Below are 17495 nucleotides of genomic sequence, written 5' to 3'. Positions count from 1 at the left end.
TACGCATTACCCGACATGTCGTTTCAACAACTTGGCACCAACTAGCCGCGATTCTGCTCAGCATTGCAACTGGCCCAGCAAACGTTCAGCGCATTCCACAACGCTGTCGGGCGCAGGCAGCGCGCGGATTTCTATGAGCGTATACCAGCCAGCGTCGATAGCATCGTCCGCCGCCGCCACAGCCGTGTCTTCGTCCGCTTCCACGGTAAAGACAGACAGGAAAAAGTGGCTCGTCAGCACACCTGCTGCGTCGAATGTCGGCAAATCATATGTTGCGAAAAGCTGTGGATGACGCGCAACAATGCCGGTTTCCTCCTGAAGTTCACGAAGGGCCGTCTCTTCCGGCGTTTCTCCGGGCTCACCCCTGCCTCCGGGAAATGCAAACATATTCTGCGATGGCGGGTTGATACGCCGCACGAGGAGCAAACGGTCGCCCCGGCGGACGATTGCGGAAGAGGCTGGTTGGGGCAGCGGCATGCGGTGTCCTCATAAGGTTAGACATCCCATTATGCGCTCAACCTTGCAGGAAACGTGGCGGCATCTTCCCGTTGTAGGGAAAATACCGAGAATAGGGGCGGGCTTCAGGCACGGCATTCAATATTGGATTGCTTCGGATATGATGCGCCGAAGGAATCGCAAACTCCATATCTACGTTCGCGGGTAAATTGAAATGAAACTCTATCTCATCTATGTCGCAGCGGCTTTAGCGGAAATTGCCGGATGTTTTGCATTCTGGGCGTGGCTGCGCATGGGTAAATCCGTCGGCTGGCTGGTGCCGGGAATGGTTGCTCTTGCGGCTTTCGCGTGGTTGTTGACCCTTGTTCCGACGGAGGCAGCGGGCAGGGCCTATGCGGCTTATGGCGGCATCTATATTGTCGCGTCGTTGATATGGATGTGGCGGGTGGCGTCATCTGCATTGCCGGGGCTTCGCTCATTCTGTTCGGACCGAGGGGTTAGGCCATGTGCGGTCGGTTTGTATTGAATGTGACCCCGGAAGAGGTGGCGGACTATCTGGACCTGATCGGGTTGGAGAATTTTCCGGCACGGTTCAACATAGCGCCGACGCAACCGATTCTCATTGTCGTGGAAGGCGCGCAGCCCGAACCGGGAAGCAACCTGCCGAACCGGCAGGCTATGCTGGTGCGCTGGGGCTTCATGCCCGGCTGGGTAAAAGACCCCAAGGAATTTCCGCTATTGATCAACGCCCGCTCTGAAACGGCCATCGGCAAGGCTTCTTTCCGCGCCGCGATGCGCCACCGACGCGTTCTCATCCCCGCTACGGGATTTTACGAATGGCGCAGACCGGCGAAGGAAGAGGGCGGAAAACCGCAGGCTTTTTACATCAAGCCCAGGAAGGGCGGCATCATCGCATTTGCAGGCTTGATGGAAACATGGTCTTCCGCCGATGGCTCCGAGGTGGATACCGGCGCGATACTGACCACCGCCGCCAACCGCTCCATCGCGCGCATTCACGACCGTATGCCGGTGGTGATTTCGCCAGAGGATTTCAGCCGTTGGCTGGATTGCAAGACGCAGGAGCCTCGCGACGTTCTCGATCTGATGAAAGCCGCAGACGAGGACTTTTTCGAGATGATTCCGGTGTCCGGCAAGGTCAACAAGGTCGCAAATACCGGCCCCGACCTGCTGGAACCGGTTGCGGAAGTGCTGGCTCCCGCGCCGAGAGACGATGTACAACTGTCTTTGTTTTAATTGCGGTTGATCATCTCGTTTCGAGATTCGAATAGACGCTGTTTCGCCCATTGGCCTTGGCAATATAGAGCAACTGGTCGGCGGCCGTCAGGTGTTGGTCGATTGAACCGTCTTTCTCGACTTCCACCACGCCAATGGAAATCGTCAGTGCCAGATCGGCACTGCTTAAGGCCTGGCCATTGCGCTCTATTTCCAGACGCAACAGATGGGGCAGAAACAATTATCCAAAAAAGAATCGCGAAAATATAATCGTGGAAAGGCTTCCAATAGTTTTTACTCGGCGTGAACAGCAGGCCTTTACGTGAGTTTCAACGGCGTTATCCATTCGTTGACGAAAGAAACACGCAAAAAAGGCACCTGAAAAGGTGCCGTTTCTATTGGAGATGAGCGAGTAACGAAATGCTCGAACGCGGTGTTTACGAAAGCTGTACCGCTGGCAATCAGGCAGCTTTTGGTGCCTTGGGCTTGCGTGTCAGCATCATTGCAGCTGCTGCGACAGCCTTCAGGCCGAGCGGTCTGTAATGGCTGTTGAGGTCTGGCTTCACCGCCGATTCCGTCTTCTGTGTCTCGCTCATGTTTGTCTCCGATGTTCCCCTTGAACGCGTCGATCTGACGCCGTTCCTGGAAACCTCTCTCGAAGGAAATCATGACGAATTCGAGGCAATTTTAATCAATTGAAAACTACAGACTGCGACATTTCGTGTTCACTCACAGACATCATACCGCCGCAATGAAGCTGGCGGTTGTTCGAGTGAACTAAAGGCCTCGGTCCATGCCGCCGCCGTGGTCATCATGGACATCCTCGATGGTCAGCGTGCCATAGCGCTTGTGCCAGATACGGGCGCTGAACGGCAGAAAGACCAGATAGGCGAGAACCGTTAGAACCAGCACTTCCCATGTGAAGCTCATCAACAGCGCGACATAAAGCACGACGATGAGGATTGCGGGCAGCACGAGGTCACGGCGGATGCGGCTTTCGGACTTGCCAGACCAGACGGGCAGGCGGCTGATGAGGAAGTAGGCGATCAAGACAGTGTAAGCCGCCGAAATATAAGCGAAAGTCTTGCCGGGTTCTATTCCGATGAAGCCGAGATAGACCGGTAAGAGAACCAGCATGGCACCCATTGGGGCGGGAACGCCGACAAAGAACTCGTTCTGCCAGGGCGCTTTGACTTCGCGCTCGGTCATGACGTTGAAGCGTGCCAGGCGAAGACCAGCCGCGATGACGTAGATGAGGGCGGCGATCCAGCCCAGCGAACGGGCTTGGTCCAACAGATACGCGTAAACTACGAGGGCAGGGGCAACGCCGAAATTCACGATATCGGCCAGCGAATCCATTTGTGCGCCGAACTTGGACGTCGCTTTCATCATCCGCGCCAGACGTCCATCGACACCATCAAGGAACGCAGCCAGCAAAACCATGGCGACTGCCAGCTCGAACCGGCCTTCGAAGGCGAGGCGAACGCCGCTCAGACCTGCACAAATTGCAAGGACAGTGACGAGATTGGGAATGACGAGCCGCAACGGGATTTCCCGCAAGCGCGGCCCACGTCCGCTGTCATTGGTGATCTCAGGTTTGCCGTTGGCGCTTGCTTCGGACGTCGGCGTTTCCATGGTGCTGCTTCCCTGTCGTTTGATCAACCGCGACGGCTGACGAGCGGACCCTTGGCCGAGCCGAACTCCGCCAGAACCGTTTCACCGGCAATGGCCGTCTGGCCGATGGAAACGCGCGGCTGGAAACCTTCCGGCAGGAAGATGTCGAGGCGTGAGCCGAAACGGATGAGACCGAAACGTTCGCCGGCATCGACGGGCTCGTTCGGCTTTACCCAGCAGACGATGCGGCGGGCAACCATGCCTGCGATCTGCACGACGCCAACCTTGCCATGTGCTGTTTCGATAACGAGGCCATTGCGCTCATTGTCTTCGGAGGCCTTGTCGACTTCGGCGTTGAGAAACAGGCCGGGGCGGTAGGCAACGTTGATGATGCGGCCACGCACGGGTGCGCGGTTCACATGGCAGTTGAACACGTTCATGAACACGGAAATACGAACCATAGGCTCTTTGCCAAGTTCCAGTTCCAGCGGCGGTACGACGGTCATCACGGCAGAAACCTTACCATCGGCAGGGCTGATGATGAGATCGTCATCCTGTGGCGTCACACGCTCGGGGTCGCGGAAGAAGTAGGCGCACCATGCGGTCAGAACCAGACCCACCCAGAAAAGCGGTTCGGCTATCCAGCCAAGCACCAGGGATGCCACGAAAAAGGCGGCAACAAAAACATAACCTTCCTTATGGATTGGCACGATGGTGTTGCGAATTGTGTCGAACAGATTCATTGATCATTCTTCTCCGAAATTATGGTCGGTTGCTCATTGTCGCAAAACCGCTGCACAGTTTTGCGCGACATGCTGCATATAGTCACTCAACGACAATATACATGTCCTGACGCGACAAAACACGCATTGGTGACTACAGGCAAATAGCGCCCGGAGCAATGTGTCGCAGTGCGCAAGCGCTGTTATACCGGTCAATGCGCGGGTTCACCGCGGTCCACGACGCCCAGATCGTCCATCTCGCGCACTTCGCGCAACCGTTCCTCTGCCTGAATGGCCTCGCGCTGGCGGCTCCACATGGAGGCATAAAGCCCGCTGGATGCAATGAGCGATGCGTGGGTGCCGCGTTCGGCAATCATGCCGTCCTTCAGGACGATAATTTCATCCGCACCGATGACCGTGGAAAGCCGGTGGGCAATGACGAGCGTGGTACGGTTTTTTGACACCACGTCCAGTGCGCTTTGAATTTCCTGTTCGGTATGGGTATCGAGCGCCGACGTCGCTTCATCGAGAATGAGAATGGGCGGTGCCTTCAAAATGGTGCGGGCAATGGCAACACGCTGCTTCTCGCCGCCGGAAAGTTTCAAGCCGCGTTCGCCGACCATGGTCTGGAAGCCGTTTGGCAGCTTGGCGATGAAGCCGCTGATCTGCGCGGCATCGGCTGCCGCCATCACGTCCGCCTCGGTTGCATCCGGCCGCCCGTAGTGAATGTTATAGGCGAGCGTATCGTTAAACAGTACCGTGTCCTGCGGCACCATGCCGATGACGGAGCGCAGGCTTTTTTGCGTCACATCGCGAACGTCCTGCCCGTCGATAGTGATCGAGCCACTCTGGATATCGTAAAAGCGATAGAGGAGGCGCGACAGCGTAGACTTGCCCGCACCGGATGGCCCGACAATGGCCACCGTCTTGCCCGCGGGAACATCGAACGAAATGCCCTTGAGAATAGGCCGTTCGGGGTCATAGGCAAATCGTACATCGCGAAAACAGAGCGCACCGGTGCCGATGTGCAGCTCCTTGGCATCCGGCGCATCCACGACTTCCGCCTCCACTTCCAGCAAGTCGAACATCTCTTCGATATCGGTCAGGCCCTGACGGATTTCCCGGTAGACGAAGCCGATGAAATTGAGCGGTACGGAAAGCTGCAACAGAAGTGCGTTGATGAAAACGAAGTCGCCGATGGTCTGCTCACCACGCTGTACGGCCATCGCCGACATGACCATCATCACCGTCGAACCGATGCCGAAAATCACGCCCTGGCCGAAGTTGAGCCAGCCGAGCGATGTCCAGATCGCGGTCGCAGATTTCTCATATTTTGCCATGGAGGCATCGAAACGATTGGCTTCCATCTGCTCGTTGCCGAAATATTTGACGGTTTCGAAATTCAGCAACGAATCGATCGCCTTGGTGTTGGCATCTGTGTCGCTGTCATTCATGGAGCGGCGAATGCCGATGCGCCAGTTGCTGGCCCTTATCGTGAACCAGATATAGGCCCACACGGTTGCGACAGTCACCGCGACATACCAGAAACCATAGGTCAGCCAGAAGATGACGGCCGTCAGCAGGAACTCGATGATCGTTGGTGTGGTGTTAAGAATAGTGAAGCGGACGATGGTTTCGATCCCCTTCGTGCCGCGTTCGATAACGCGGGACAGACCGCCGGTCTTGCGCTCCAGATGGAAGCGCAGCGACAGCCGGTGCATGTGCACGAAGGTCTTGTAAGCCAGTTGGCGAACAGCGTGTTGGCCGACGCTGGCAAACAGCGCATCGCGCAACTGGTTCAGACCGATCTGAATGAGGCGCGTCAGATTATAGGCGAGAACCAAAGCCACGGCACCCAGCAGGAAAACGGGAACGAAGCCCGCCATATCCAGCTTGCCGTTCAGCGCGTCCGTTGCCCATTTGAAGAAATAGGGGACGGAAATCAGCACGAATTTGGCAACGATCAGAAAGACGGTTGCCCAGACCACACGCATCTTGAGGTCGGGTCTGCCCTGCGGCCACATGTAGGGCCACAGATTGATGATGGTCTGCAGCGGGTTGCCCGCATCCGCTGAAATCGTCTTTTTCTGGTCGGTCATAACATGCTCCGGCGTCTGCCGAGCGGCAGACAGCAAGACGGCGGCCCACTGATCCGAGCCGCCGTTCTGACATTAAATAATATGGCACATAACACTCGCAGTGTTGCGAGAGCATGACTTAGTTTCGCATCAACCGTTTGCGATGAAGTTCTTCCGCATTCGGCAAGGCATTTTCAGGAACGCCGAAAATCTGGCCCGGCTCGATGAGATCAGGATTTTTGATCTGGTCCTGATTGGCGAGATAAATGGTGGTGTAACGCACGCCCTGGCCGTAAACGCGGCGAGAAATCTGCCACAGCGTATCGCCGCGACGAATGATGACAGCGCTATCGCTGTGGGCCAGAGGTGCCTGCTCGAACGTTTTGGGACCCGGCGCCGCCTGTGTCTGCGCCTGCGCCGAAGGGGCATCGGCAGAGGCTGGTGCGGGGGCATTCAGTTCTGCGAAGCGATCTGCCAGTCCGGCAATCTGCTTGCCAACTGCCGCGACGTTTGCTGGCAATCCATCGATGATCGTGAACAGCGCGCGCGCCTTGGCGGCGATGTCACCGGTGAAAGTCGTAAACGCCGTGTCCGCAGTAGCGGCGGTACGGAATTCAGACAGGGATCGCAGCGCGATCGCCGTTGCCGATTTCGCTGCGGCCACCTCTTCCAGAGCAGGCGTTTTGCCGTCCTTGTAGAGCCCGGAAAGAATGGAGAACGCTTTCGTCACGTCGATGCGCAGTGCTTCGAATGCGGAGCGATCGCTGACAGCGCCCGGCGTTTGGGCAGCAGCGGCATTGGTATCGGCAGATGGCTCGGCCGGTGCCTTTTGCATGGCAACGGTGGCCTGATCCGTCTCGGGACGGGCGAACGGCACACGTACCCGAACGGTCACGTTGCCAGCCGCATCCAAGGCTTCCGCCGTGACGATATGATTGCCGACTGCGAGATCGACATCGCCTTCTATCACGAAACTGCCGGACGCTTCCGCCTTGCCATTGCCGATCTGCTTGTCATCCACCAGCACGCGCACGGCAGCACCGGCGGGAGCTGAGCCCGCGACGAAGATCTTCGAACCTTCGAATTCCACGGCCAGAACACGGATAGCAGCGGTTTCGGATGGCGGCGTGGCAGCAGGCGCCTGGCTTGCGGGAGCCGTCGTTGCATTATTTTGCGGTTGCGCAGCATTTGCCGTTTGCGGCTGTGCTGGCGTTGGTGTGGTTTCCGCAGGCGGCGTTGCACCCGGTGCGGCGTCAGGCACGCTCATCAGGCGGCTTGCCTTGCCCGGTGTCGTCACCATGGCAAGAAGCTCGCCGTTTTTCTGTGCTGGCACGGCGACAGTTGCCGTTTCCTGAGATTGTACTGTTGCGCCATCCTTGCCGGTTGAGCGCAGAATGATTTCGTGATCGCCGGGCTTCAGCGGGTTGTCGAGAACGGCAACGAAATCGCCGCTTCCCTCAACCGTCGTCTGCGCGATGACCTGACCGTTGTTGACGATTTCAAGCCTCGAACCGGGAACAGCCTTGCCCGCGATAACGGCGGAGCCATCCGGCTCAACGCGAAGCACATCGAAGGTTGGCACCTTCGCCGCATCGGCAGGTGCCGATGCCGGGGCAGGCGTGGTTGCTGGACCCGTAGGCGCTGCCGCCGGTTTTTCCGGTATTGGCGCACCATCGTCGGTGCCGGCAAAGACGCCAGCAAGACGACGAACCTCGGCTGCGGCCGCGGTTGCATCCGTTGGCAAGCCACGCAGGAAGGCCATTGTTCTCTCAGCGGCGGTGCGCGCCGTGGTGATCAGCCGCGAGGTGGTCTCATCGAGAGATTCAGGAATATCGACATTATCAAGTTCCTTCAGCGAGTCCTCGACGCGCTTGCGGGCGGCGGCGAACTCTTCGTTGGACGGAACCTTGTTGTCTGCAAAACGGCCGGTCATGTCCTTGATGGACTGCGTTGCCGATTCAGCCAGTCGGCCGACCTTTTCGGCGATGTTGGCGGTATCCTTCGCAGCATCCGACAGGAGGTCGCCGGCTTTTTCGCCACCCATCTCCACGCTGTTCTTGACGTCGTTGCCAGCCTGATTGATCACATCACCAATCGGCTTGTCGTCGCTCGATATGCGTGGAAGAACGAAGAAGACCATGAGCAGCGTCGCGACACCGAGCACGATAAGTGCCAGCAGTCCGGCCCTTTTGTTGTTCATTATCTATCTCCGGGTAACGTTCTTGTCTTTACGTTGCGATAGCTAGCGTCTAAGTCGTGCGCGCACAAGCGGCACCCCTGCAAAAGCGGTGTTTCAGGGCTGTCAGTCCCCAAATTTTCTTGACGGATCGGCCAGCCCATAGTTCCTTCGTGCCATGACTGAAGAAAATACACCGATTCGATCCATCTGCGTTTATTGCGGCTCCCAACCCGGACGTGATCCGGCCTATATGGAAGCGGGACGCCTTCTCGGAAAATCCATCGCCGAAAACGGCATTCGCCTCGTTTATGGCGGCGGCACAAAGGGCATCATGGGTGCCGTTGCAAGCGGCGTGCTGTCCAACGGCGGCGAAGTCACCGGCATCATACCGGATTTCCTCGTGGATATGGAAGCAACACGCCATTCTCTCGGACAATTGAACGAGTTGATCATCACCAAGGACATGCATGAGCGCAAGCACATGATGTTCGAGCGCTCAGATGCCTTCGTCACCTTGCCTGGCGGCATCGGCACGCTCGAAGAGATCGTAGAGATCATGACATGGGCACAGCTTGGCCGTCATGCCAAGCCGATGGTCTTCGCCAATATCAACGGCTTCTGGGACCCGATGCTGGAACTGATCCGCCATATGCGTGATCAGGGCTTCATCCACCGCGCGCATCTTCTGAACCCGCTCGTCATCGATGATATCGCCAATATCGTTCCCGCCATCATCGAACGCGCCGAAGCGCAGCAAAACCCGGAAGGCGATCCATCGGTCATCTCGCAGTTGTGAGACTTCAGAGCGTCAAAGCCTATTTCGACGCTCTGCTTCGTATCAGGCCCGGCACGGTATAGATCACCAGTGCCAACCAGATCATGATGAAAGCGATGAGGCGCACCGTATCGAACGGTTCGTGGAAGACGAAGATGGCGATGATGAAGATCATCGATGGGGCGATGTACTGCATGATGCCGATTGTGGAGAGCTTCAGCAGCTTTGCGCCATTGCCGTAAAAGATCAGCGGCGTGGCTGTTACGATGCCGCTGGCAATCAACAGCCATGTATCCGTCGGCGTTCCCGCCATGAAATGCGCCTGACCGGTGCTCATGAGATAGATGATGAAGGCCAGCGCAGGCGGGGTGAGCAGCAGCACTTCCAGCAGGAAGCCTTGCGTTGGCCCAATCGGCAGTGTCTTGCGGAAGAAGGCGTAAAAGCCCCAGGATACCGTCAGCGCAACGGAAACCCATGGCAGGCTGCCCGCATGCCAGGTCAGCAAGCCAACCGCCGACGCCGACAGCATGATCGCGCAAATCTGCACGCGGCTCAGTTTTTCCTTCAAAAGCACGGCACCCAGAAAGATGCTGAACAGCGGATTGATGAAGTAACCAAGGGCAGCATCCAGCGCGCGACCCGTGCCGATGGCCCAGATGTAAATGCCCCAATTGATGCTGATGATGGACGCTGTGAGGCTGGCCATGGCCAGCATGCGCGGTGTGGTCAGCGCCTTTTTGATTTCGGTGGTACGGCCAAGGATGATCAGCACGGCGGCTGCAATCGGCACCGACCAGACGACACGATGCGCGATGATCTCGAAGGGCGACACATGCGCCACCGCCTTCATGTAAAACGGCAGAAAGCCCCACAGGATGTAGGCGACGAGAGCATATACAAACCCGCGTGTGCTATCGCCAGATTGCGGGGCGGGAATTGTCTGGTTCATTGCCATGGGAGCCGCCAGTTGAACAGGAAAGCACCGGCCTATTCTTCTTTGACGTTATATACCAATTCATTCGTGTGAAGAATCTGGTGAAAAAAGCTTCATCTGCTGAAAAAATGGATACGCCGCCTGAATCGAAATATCAGGCGGCGTTGCTATTGCTTTGTAAAGATTCGCGTTATTTGCCTGCAAAGCGATCCGTTGCGCGAATGAGCTGATCGAGAATGCCGGGTTCGCTGAGCGCGTGGCCTGCGGCCTCCACGATGTGCAGATCGGCCTTCGGCCACGCCTTGGAAAGCTGCCAGGCATATTTCAGCGGGCAGGGCATGTCATAGCGTCCATGCACGATGACGCCGGGAATATCCTTGAGCTTATAGGCATCGCGCAGAAGCTGGCCGTCTTCGAACCATCCGGCATTGACGAAGTAATGGGTTTCGATGCGTGCAAAGGCGATTGCATATTGGTCCTCGCCGAACTCATCCACACGGCCTTGGTCCGTCACCAGTGAGATCGTCGCGCCTTCCCACTGGCTCCACGCCTTGGCGCATTCCAGCTTCTTCTTTTCATCCGTGCCGGTCAGATAGCGGTTATAGGCCGCCATTGTTTCGTGGCGCTCGGCCTCGGGAATGGGCGCGATAAAGGTTTCCCAGCGGTCCGGGTACATTTCGGAGACGCCGAACTGGTAATACCAGTCCAGTTCAGGCTTGGTCAGGGTGTAGATGCCGCGCAGTACCAGCTCGCTCACACGCTGCGGGTGCGTTTCCGCGTAGGCAAGCGCCAGCGTCGAGCCCCATGAACCGCCAAACACCTGCCATGTCGCAAAGCCGAATTTTTCCCGCAGCTTCTCCATATCCGCCACCAGATGCCATGTGGTATTGGCCTCCAGAGACGCATGCGGCGTGGAGCGTCCGCAGCCGCGCTGGTCGAACAGGATGACGTCGTAAAGGGCCGGGTCGAACACGCGCCGGTGCGTAGGGGTGACTCCGCCGCCGGGGCCGCCATGCAGAAAAACCGCAGGCTTGCCGCCTTTTGTGCCGACACGCTCCCAGTAGATCACATGGCCATCACCCACATCCAGCATGCCGGTTTCGAAGGGTTCGATCTCTGGATAAAAGCTGCGCAAGGTGTCACTCATCTATTGTCCTCAATTCACACTGTCTTCAGGTGGCCAAACCTCGGTATCATGGTCCGGGTGCTGGTAAGAGACCATGGTGTTCTCATCCAGGCTTTGCTCCGCATGTGGCTTGTCGAATAGCGTCTTGATCCACGGCATCTGCATATGCACGTTGACCTGAACCTGCGGCTCGATCTCCTGCGGATGATCGAATGCGCCGATAGCAATCTCGACGCCGCCGGGATGATGATAGGTCAGTGGCGTGCCGCATTTGTTGCAAAAGCCGCGATGGATTTTGGCAGAGGAGCGGAAAAGACTTGGCTGCCCGCGCGTCCATGTCAGATGCGCCTGATCCGCCGTGACCAGCGCACCGAAGAAATTGCCGAACTGTTTCTGGCACATGCGGCAATGGCAGATGGAGGGGCGGCCAATCTTGCCCGCATGAAACCGCACCGCGCCACACTGGCAACCACCGGAATAACCCGCTTCACTCATTGATTTTTCTCCTGTGGCCACGCCTGCGTGTCGTGGTCGGGATGCTGATAGGATGTAAGGTCGGCTAGATAGTCCACCGATGTCAAATCGTCTTCCGTCGGCACGGCGGGGAGGGTATGGAGAGTATCCACGAAGCCGATCTTCCGTTCGATACCCCATTGCATTGATGGCGCAAAAGCCGAGGGGTCGTCAAACGCCCCCGCTGCAACCGCCATACCGTCAGGCGCCTCATAGGTCAGCGGCGTGCCGCAATCGGCGCAAAAACCACGGCTCACGACACTGGAAGACCGAAACCGCTTCGGCTCGCCCCGCGTCCATGTGAAGTCGGCACCACGCACGGAAACCAACGGCGCATAATAAGCCCCGAACGCCTTCTGGCACATGCGGCAATGGCAGATGGATGCGTCGTTCAGGTCGCCCTCGACACGAAAACGGATCGCACCACATTGGCAGCCACCGGTGTGGATGGAATGTGTCATGACTAGCTCCCTTTGATCCAGTTTTCGAGCTTTAGTCCCTCTACGCGAGAAAATTCCCTGATATTGTTGGTGACGAGAATGATACCCAGTGAGAGTGCATGCGCTGCTATGAAAATGTCTGTTGTGCCAATCAGTGTGCCGCGTTGCTCCAAAGACGTTCTTATATCGGCATAATGTCGGGCTGCAGGTGCATCGTAATCGACAACCGCTATTCGGTTGAGCAGCCCTTCGACCAGATGCGAAAGCCTTGCTGATCCCTTGCGCTTAATGCCGAAGAGAATTTCTGAGAGAACGATTGAGCTTATACAGATGTCATCTTGGTTGAGATGATAAAGCTTTTCTGCGGTGAGTCCGAATGGATTTCGGACAACGTCGGACACGATATTGGTGTCCAGCATGTAGCGCGCTGTCGTCATATATCAACAGACCTCGGTGGCGGTTCATCGAGATCAAATTCAGGGACATCTTCCTCAAGCGGGTCCTGCTGCCGCAACCACTCGATGATATTGCCCTTGCGACTATCAGTCGGCTCAATGATCAGGCGGTCACCATCCTTATGCATGACCGCTTCGTCACCAGGAAGTTCGAATTCCACGGGGATACGAACCGCCTGATTGCGTCCGTTTCGGAATAGCTTGACGTGTCGCTCCGCGCTCATCGTAACCTCAATTATTAGGCATATGCTTCAGCATAGGCCTAATATCAGGAGGACGCAAGAAAGCGATCATAACAGATTGAGGCTACCGCTTGATCTCCCAGGTCGTCACCCGCTCACCACTCTCCTTGTCCTTGCCATCCTTCAACTGAATGCCCTTGGCAGAAAGCTCGTCCCTGATGCGATCTGCCTCCGCGAAATTCTTCGCCTTCAGCATTTCAAGACGCATGGCGACAAGTGAGTCTATGGCATCGGCAATAGCCTCATCCACCTCCGCCTTTTTCGGTAAAACACCCAGCAATTCTGCACTTGCAGCGAATGCAGGCAGTTTTTCCGGGTTGGAATTGGCGGCTTGGGCAAGTGCATGCAGAGCCTGCACGGCAGCTACGGTGTTGAGGTCGTCGGCCAGCGCGTCCAGAATGGTTTCGTCTGGTTCGACATCACCAACGTCAGCCGCAGGCCACTTGGCCAGCAGGCGTTCGGCCTCCTCCAACCGCTTCACCGAAAAATCGATCGGCTCGCGGTAATGCGTCATCAGCATCGCAAGGCGCAGCACTTCGCCCGGCCATTGGCGACCGCCGAATTTTTCCGTGTGCAGCAACTCGTAAATGGTGATGAAGTTGCCATCCGACTTCGACATCTTGCGGCCTTCGACCTGCACGAAGCCGTTATGCATCCAGACATTGGCCATGACCTGCGTGCCGTGGGCGCAGCGGGACTGGGCGATCTCGTTTTCATGGTGCGGGAAGATCAGGTCCAGCCCGCCGCCGTGAATGTCGAAGACCTCGCCGACGTAACGTCCGGCCATGGCCGAGCATTCGATATGCCAGCCCGGACGACCGCGACCCCACGGGCTTTCCCAGCCGGGTTCGTTGTGGCTGGACAGTTTCCAAAGCACGAAATCGCCGGGGCTTTTCTTATGGACCTCGACTGCGACACGCGCACCAGCCTGCTGCTCATCCAGCGGTCGCTTGGAAAGCTGGCCGTAATCACCCATGGATTTCGTATCGAACAGCACTTCACCGCTCGCGACATAGGCATGGCCGCGCGTGATCAGCTTTTCGATGATCTCGATCATCTGAGGAATGTTGTCGGTGGCGCGGGGCTCGACGGTTGGCTCAAGGCAGCCGAGCATGGCGACGTCGTCATGGAACTGCTGCGCCGTCTTTTCCGTCACCGCGTGGATGGCGTCGTTCAGCGGCAGGTTGGGGTAATCGCGCAGCGCACGAGCGTTGATCTTGTCATCGACGTCGGTGATGTTGCGCGCATAGGTGACATGCGCATCGCCATAGACGTGGCGTAGCAGACGATAGAGCACGTCGAAAACGATGACAGGACGGGCATTGCCGATATGGGCGAAATCATAGACTGTCGGGCCGCAGACATACATGCGGACATTGTCGGCGTCGATCGGCTGAAAATCAGCCTTTTCGCGGGTCAGCGTGTTGTGAAGTTTCAGGCGCAAGGACATGTGGCACTTCCTTAAGGGCAATCAGTTTCCCAGCCGGAACGTTTGTCTGCTTTTGACCTTTCGGGAGACGAAAACGATCTGGCCGGGTGTGAGACCAGCAAAATTTAACTCAGCAACAGCAGCAGATCGTTGTTTTCATGGCTTGCGTTATGAAACGGCAGGCGGATTTGGTCAAGAGCGATGGTGCAGAGGCAGCGCACCATTCGCTATCGTCATTCCGGTGCGCGGTAACTGACAAATTTACGGTCTCTGACAACATAAATCTTGCCTGTTTCCGTCAGCGCCGGTGAAGTCAGCGGCAGAAGGGCTGCGGCAACTTCGGATGGATGGGGCAGGGTATCAGGGTCTTCGCCGGGCATGGCCTGCGCACGCATTGCGGTGCGCGTAGCACCCGGGTTGATGCTGTTGACGCGAAGCGCCGTCTTTTCCGTTTCCGCCGCCCATGTGCGGGCCAGCGCTTCGACGGCGGCCTTGGAGGTGGAGTAAGCGCCCCAGAACGGGCGACAGGAATGCGGTGCACCGGATGACAGGATCAGCGCTCGCCCAGCATCTGATTTCAGCAAAAGTGGCTCAACCGAGCGGATCAACCGCCATGTGGCGGTGACGTTGATGGTCATCACCTTTTCGAACACCTTCGCTTCGATGTGGCCGACAGGCGAAATGACGCCGAGAACGCCGGCATTGGCGACGAGAATATCCAGCTTGCCCCAGCGCGCGTTGATGGAAGCACCGAGCGCATCGATGGCATTCATATCTGCCAGGTCGAAAGGCACCAATGTCGCGGTGCCACCCGCAGCCTTGATCGCATCATCGAGGTCTTCAAGACCACCAACCGTGCGGGCGCAGGCAATCACATGCGCGCCTGCTTTTGCCAGTTCCAGCGCCGTGAAATAGCCAATGCCGCGGGATGCGCCGGTAACGAGCGCGATGCGGCCCTTGAGGTCTGTCGTCATTGTCTCCCCCGAGAATGATGTCGTGCGGCCATGGGCCGAAAGCCCGCGCATGGCGCGCGGGCGAACGTGGATCAGCCGTTGCTGGCCAGCATGGAAATCTTGTTGCCCATGGACTCGCCGTTCTTATCGAGCAGGCGGGTCGGATATTCACCGGTGAAATAATGGTCGGTAAACTGCGGGCGAGCCGGGTTGCGATCCACACCGCCAACGGCCTGATAGAGACCGTTGATGGACAGGAACGCCAGAGAATCAACGCCGATGAATTTCGCCATATCAGCAACATCTGCATACTGGTTGGCCAGCAGCTTGTCGGCGTCAGGCGTATCTATGCCGTAGAAATCCGGGTGGAAAATCATCGGGCTGGCAACGCGGATGTGAACTTCCTTGGCACCGGCTTCGCGGATCATCTGCACGATCTTGACCGAGGTTGTGCCGCGCACGATGGAGTCATCCACCAGAACGACGCGCTTGCCTTCGATCATCGCCCGGTTGGCGGAATGCTTCAGCTTCACACCCAACGCACGAATGGATTGCGTCGGCTCGATGAAGGTACGACCGACATAGTGGTTGCGGATGATGCCATATTCGAACGGAATGCCGCTTTCCTGAGCAAAGCCAAGAGCCGCAGGTGTTCCGCCATCCGGCACCGGAACAACGACATCGGCTTCGAGCGGCGCTTCGCGGGCCAGAATGCTGCCCATGTTCTTGCGGGTCGTGTAGACGTTGCGTCCGCCCACGACGGAATCGGGACGGGCGAAATAGACATATTCGAACAGGCACAGACGCTCGGGCTGCGGCTTGACCGGCTTGCGGGCATCGATGGTGACAGAGCCATCCGGCTGTATCTCGCAGATGATAACTTCGCCGTTCTCCACATCGCGCACGAACTTAGCGCCGATGATATCAAGTGCACAGGTTTCCGAGCAGAAGATCGGCTTGCCATCGAGATCACCCATGACAAGTGGGCGGATGCCCGTGGGGTCACGGGCGGCAATCAACTTGGTACGCGTCATGGCCAGCATCGAATAGCCACCTTCCATCTGGCGGATGGCATCGATGAAGCGATCGGCCGTGGAGGAATGGCGGGAGCGGGCGATGAGATGCAGAACGACTTCCGTATCCGAGGTGGACTGACAGATGGCGCCGGTTGCGATGATCTGGCGGCGAAGCGTCAGACCATTGGTGAAGTTCCCGTTATGGGCAACCGCGATGCCGCCTTCTTCCAGCTCGGCAAACAGGGGCTGTACGTTGCGCATCGCCACTTCGCCAGTCGTTGAGTAGCGCGTGTGGCCTATACAGATCGAGCCAGGCAGACGGGCGAGGGTAGCCGGGTTGGTGTAGTGATCGCCGACGAGGCCCATGTGGCGTTCCTGGTAGAAACGCTTGCCATCGAACGACACCATGCCTGCGGCTTCCTGACCGCGATGCTGGAGAGCATGCAGACCAAGTGCCGTCAGTGCCGCCGCATCCGGGTGCCCCAGAATGCCGAATACGCCGCATTCTTCATGCAACGTATCGCCATCGAGAATGTCGTTGAGGGTGGAATGCGAAAGCGGCTCGTTCATCTGGCTTGCCTTTGCTTAAGTACCAAAAACAAAAACCGCGCTGGTGAGCGTTATTCTACCAGTGTGGTCTGTCTGCTGCTTGAAGTGAATGTCTAGCACAAATAGCGCGCCCTGCATGCATTGCAAGGCGCGCTTGATGTCAATTCGTCGTGGTCGGCGCGGTCGTTGCCGGAGCATCGTCTGCAGGTGTCTGTTCGGTGGCACCCTCCGGCGGCTTGCCGAGAATGCGTGCGCGGATTTGCGGTTCGATATTATCAGGCAACGCCGCTTCCAGCTTGGCGACCAGGCCATCCAGGAACGGCTTGGATTTTGCCTGCGTCACCCATGTCGGCTGCGTTCTGACATCGACCAGCCAGTTCCAGAAGGCAACGGCGACCACCAACAGAAGAATGCCGCGTGCTGCGCCGAACAGGAAGCCTAAAGTGCGATCCAGTGCGCCAATGCGGCTGTCGATGATGAAATCGGCAATGCGCGACGTTATGAACGAAATGATGATGAGCGCGACGAGGAAGATGACACCGGCAGAACCGGCAATCGCGATCTTGTCGTCATCCGTGTAGTTGCGCGCATAGGGCAACAGCATCGGATAGAGATAATAGGCGGCTGCGACCGAACCACCCCAACTGGCGATGGACAGAATTTCACGCGAAAACCCTCGCACCATGGCGAGAACAGCGGAGAACAGGACAACGGCGAGAACGATGCCGTCGAAAATCGTAATGGGCATTTACCAACTCCGGAGGTCGCGACACTGAATGGA

Annotated in this window: 19 protein-coding genes and 1 pseudogene; 3 read left to right on the top strand and 17 right to left on the bottom strand. The window is 57.5% G+C overall.

Features of this window, described 5'->3' with window-relative positions; genetic code table 11:
* Nucleotides 1-57 precede the first annotated feature (57 nt).
* Nucleotides 58-477, bottom strand: a complete 420-nt coding sequence (locus ATO67_RS03000; RefSeq protein ID WP_067644017.1) for an NUDIX hydrolase — start codon at nucleotides 475-477, stop codon at nucleotides 58-60.
* A 193-nt stretch (nucleotides 478-670) separates the two neighbouring features.
* Here ATO67_RS03000 and ATO67_RS02995 point away from each other — a divergent pair.
* Nucleotides 671-957: pseudogene (locus ATO67_RS02995) on the top strand (YnfA family protein).
* 3 nt (nucleotides 958-960) lie between these two features.
* Nucleotides 961-1710 (top strand): SOS response-associated peptidase, encoded by a 750-nt coding sequence (locus ATO67_RS02990; RefSeq protein WP_067644014.1) that lies wholly within the window; start codon nucleotides 961-963, stop codon nucleotides 1708-1710.
* A 10-nt stretch (nucleotides 1711-1720) separates the two neighbouring features.
* On the opposite strand, the gene ATO67_RS02985 is transcribed toward ATO67_RS02990, so the two are convergent.
* From ATO67_RS02985 to ATO67_RS02965, 6 genes are all read right to left on the bottom strand, one after another.
* A complete protein-coding gene (locus ATO67_RS02985; protein WP_067644011.1) occupies nucleotides 1721-1930 on the bottom strand; it encodes a diguanylate cyclase domain-containing protein in 210 nt (69 codons plus the stop codon).
* A 220-nt stretch (nucleotides 1931-2150) separates the two neighbouring features.
* On the bottom strand, nucleotides 2151-2285 hold the full coding sequence (locus tag ATO67_RS23685) for a hypothetical protein (protein ID WP_280939997.1): 135 nt from the start codon (nucleotides 2283-2285) through the stop codon (nucleotides 2151-2153).
* Between the two features lie 181 nt (nucleotides 2286-2466).
* Nucleotides 2467-3324 carry a CDP-diacylglycerol--serine O-phosphatidyltransferase gene (pssA, locus tag ATO67_RS02980; RefSeq protein ID WP_067644008.1) on the bottom strand — a complete coding sequence of 286 codons (858 nt, stop codon included), beginning with the start codon at nucleotides 3322-3324 and terminating at the stop codon, nucleotides 2467-2469.
* A 23-nt stretch (nucleotides 3325-3347) separates the two neighbouring features.
* On the bottom strand, nucleotides 3348-4046 hold the full coding sequence (locus ATO67_RS02975; RefSeq protein ID WP_067644005.1) for a phosphatidylserine decarboxylase: 699 nt from the start codon (nucleotides 4044-4046) through the stop codon (nucleotides 3348-3350).
* A 191-nt stretch (nucleotides 4047-4237) separates the two neighbouring features.
* Nucleotides 4238-6124, bottom strand: coding sequence for an ABCB family ABC transporter ATP-binding protein/permease (locus tag ATO67_RS02970; protein ID WP_067644002.1), 1887 nt, complete (start codon nucleotides 6122-6124; stop codon nucleotides 4238-4240).
* Between the two features lie 118 nt (nucleotides 6125-6242).
* Nucleotides 6243-8303: a LysM peptidoglycan-binding domain-containing protein gene (locus ATO67_RS02965; RefSeq protein WP_067643999.1), complete on the bottom strand. Its 2061-nt coding sequence runs from the start codon at nucleotides 8301-8303 to the stop codon at nucleotides 6243-6245.
* A 154-nt stretch (nucleotides 8304-8457) separates the two neighbouring features.
* Between ATO67_RS02965 and ATO67_RS02960 the strand changes: the two genes are divergently transcribed.
* Nucleotides 8458-9078, top strand: coding sequence for an LOG family protein (locus ATO67_RS02960; protein WP_067643996.1), 621 nt, complete (start codon nucleotides 8458-8460; stop codon nucleotides 9076-9078).
* A 19-nt stretch (nucleotides 9079-9097) separates the two neighbouring features.
* On the opposite strand, the gene rarD is transcribed toward ATO67_RS02960, so the two are convergent.
* The 10 genes from rarD to ATO67_RS02910 form a co-directional block, all read right to left on the bottom strand.
* Complete coding sequence (rarD, locus tag ATO67_RS02955; protein WP_067643993.1) at nucleotides 9098-10012, bottom strand: EamA family transporter RarD; 915 nt, start codon at nucleotides 10010-10012, stop codon at nucleotides 9098-9100.
* A 169-nt stretch (nucleotides 10013-10181) separates the two neighbouring features.
* Entirely contained in the window at nucleotides 10182-11138 is a 957-nt protein-coding gene (pip, locus tag ATO67_RS02950) for a prolyl aminopeptidase (RefSeq protein ID WP_067643990.1), read from the bottom strand.
* 9 nt (nucleotides 11139-11147) lie between these two features.
* A complete protein-coding gene (locus tag ATO67_RS02945) occupies nucleotides 11148-11612 on the bottom strand; it encodes a GFA family protein (protein WP_067643987.1) in 465 nt (154 codons plus the stop codon).
* On the bottom strand, nucleotides 11609-12091 hold the full coding sequence (locus tag ATO67_RS02940) for a GFA family protein (protein WP_067643984.1): 483 nt from the start codon (nucleotides 12089-12091) through the stop codon (nucleotides 11609-11611). The genes ATO67_RS02945 and ATO67_RS02940 overlap by 4 nt, the downstream gene beginning before the upstream one ends.
* 2 nt (nucleotides 12092-12093) lie before the next feature.
* Nucleotides 12094-12507, bottom strand: a complete 414-nt coding sequence (locus tag ATO67_RS02935) for a type II toxin-antitoxin system VapC family toxin (RefSeq protein WP_067643981.1) — start codon at nucleotides 12505-12507, stop codon at nucleotides 12094-12096.
* Nucleotides 12504-12749, bottom strand: coding sequence for an antitoxin (locus tag ATO67_RS02930; protein WP_067643978.1), 246 nt, complete (start codon nucleotides 12747-12749; stop codon nucleotides 12504-12506). Before ATO67_RS02930 ends, ATO67_RS02935 begins: the two co-directional genes overlap by 4 nt.
* 82 nt (nucleotides 12750-12831) lie before the next feature.
* A complete protein-coding gene (gene cysS / locus ATO67_RS02925; protein ID WP_067643975.1) occupies nucleotides 12832-14217 on the bottom strand; it encodes a cysteine--tRNA ligase in 1386 nt (461 codons plus the stop codon).
* A gap of 212 nt (nucleotides 14218-14429) precedes the next feature.
* Entirely contained in the window at nucleotides 14430-15170 is a 741-nt protein-coding gene (locus tag ATO67_RS02920; RefSeq protein WP_067643972.1) for an SDR family NAD(P)-dependent oxidoreductase, read from the bottom strand.
* Nucleotides 15171-15241: 71 nt separating this feature from the next.
* Nucleotides 15242-16735, bottom strand: a complete 1494-nt coding sequence (purF, locus tag ATO67_RS02915; protein WP_067643969.1) for an amidophosphoribosyltransferase — start codon at nucleotides 16733-16735, stop codon at nucleotides 15242-15244.
* Between the two features lie 139 nt (nucleotides 16736-16874).
* Nucleotides 16875-17462 (bottom strand): CvpA family protein, encoded by a 588-nt coding sequence (locus ATO67_RS02910; RefSeq protein ID WP_067643966.1) that lies wholly within the window; start codon nucleotides 17460-17462, stop codon nucleotides 16875-16877.
* Between the last annotated feature and the right edge of the window lie 33 nt (nucleotides 17463-17495).

The sequence above is a fragment of the Agrobacterium bohemicum genome, from assembly GCF_001562555.1.
Classification (GTDB): Bacteria; Pseudomonadota; Alphaproteobacteria; order Rhizobiales; family Rhizobiaceae; genus Agrobacterium; species Agrobacterium bohemicum.
Note: the sequence above shows the minus strand (reverse complement) of the source record. Positions and strands in the feature narration are given on the sequence as shown.

Coding starts and splice junctions, on each gene's coding strand:
- rarD (WP_067643993.1), bottom strand. CDS start 10,012: ATGGCAATGAACCAGACAATTCCCGCCCCGCAATCTGGCGATAGCACA.
- cysS (WP_067643975.1), bottom strand. CDS start 14,217: ATGTCCTTGCGCCTGAAACTTCACAACACGCTGACCCGCGAAAAGGCT.
- ATO67_RS02935 (WP_067643981.1), bottom strand. CDS start 12,507: ATGACGACAGCGCGCTACATGCTGGACACCAATATCGTGTCCGACGTT.
- ATO67_RS02930 (WP_067643978.1), bottom strand. CDS start 12,749: ATGAGCGCGGAGCGACACGTCAAGCTATTCCGAAACGGACGCAATCAG.
- ATO67_RS23685 (WP_280939997.1), bottom strand. CDS start 2,285: ATGAGCGAGACACAGAAGACGGAATCGGCGGTGAAGCCAGACCTCAAC.
- pssA (WP_067644008.1), bottom strand. CDS start 3,324: ATGGAAACGCCGACGTCCGAAGCAAGCGCCAACGGCAAACCTGAGATC.
- ATO67_RS02920 (WP_067643972.1), bottom strand. CDS start 15,170: ATGACGACAGACCTCAAGGGCCGCATCGCGCTCGTTACCGGCGCATCC.
- ATO67_RS03000 (WP_067644017.1), bottom strand. CDS start 477: ATGCCGCTGCCCCAACCAGCCTCTTCCGCAATCGTCCGCCGGGGCGAC.
- ATO67_RS02975 (WP_067644005.1), bottom strand. CDS start 4,046: ATGAATCTGTTCGACACAATTCGCAACACCATCGTGCCAATCCATAAG.
- ATO67_RS02960 (WP_067643996.1), top strand. CDS start 8,458: ATGACTGAAGAAAATACACCGATTCGATCCATCTGCGTTTATTGCGGC.
- ATO67_RS02965 (WP_067643999.1), bottom strand. CDS start 8,303: ATGAACAACAAAAGGGCCGGACTGCTGGCACTTATCGTGCTCGGTGTC.
- pip (WP_067643990.1), bottom strand. CDS start 11,138: ATGAGTGACACCTTGCGCAGCTTTTATCCAGAGATCGAACCCTTCGAA.
- ATO67_RS02910 (WP_067643966.1), bottom strand. CDS start 17,462: ATGCCCATTACGATTTTCGACGGCATCGTTCTCGCCGTTGTCCTGTTC.
- ATO67_RS02990 (WP_067644014.1), top strand. CDS start 961: ATGTGCGGTCGGTTTGTATTGAATGTGACCCCGGAAGAGGTGGCGGAC.
- ATO67_RS02945 (WP_067643987.1), bottom strand. CDS start 11,612: ATGAGTGAAGCGGGTTATTCCGGTGGTTGCCAGTGTGGCGCGGTGCGG.
- ATO67_RS02970 (WP_067644002.1), bottom strand. CDS start 6,124: ATGACCGACCAGAAAAAGACGATTTCAGCGGATGCGGGCAACCCGCTG.
- purF (WP_067643969.1), bottom strand. CDS start 16,735: ATGAACGAGCCGCTTTCGCATTCCACCCTCAACGACATTCTCGATGGC.
- ATO67_RS02940 (WP_067643984.1), bottom strand. CDS start 12,091: ATGACACATTCCATCCACACCGGTGGCTGCCAATGTGGTGCGATCCGT.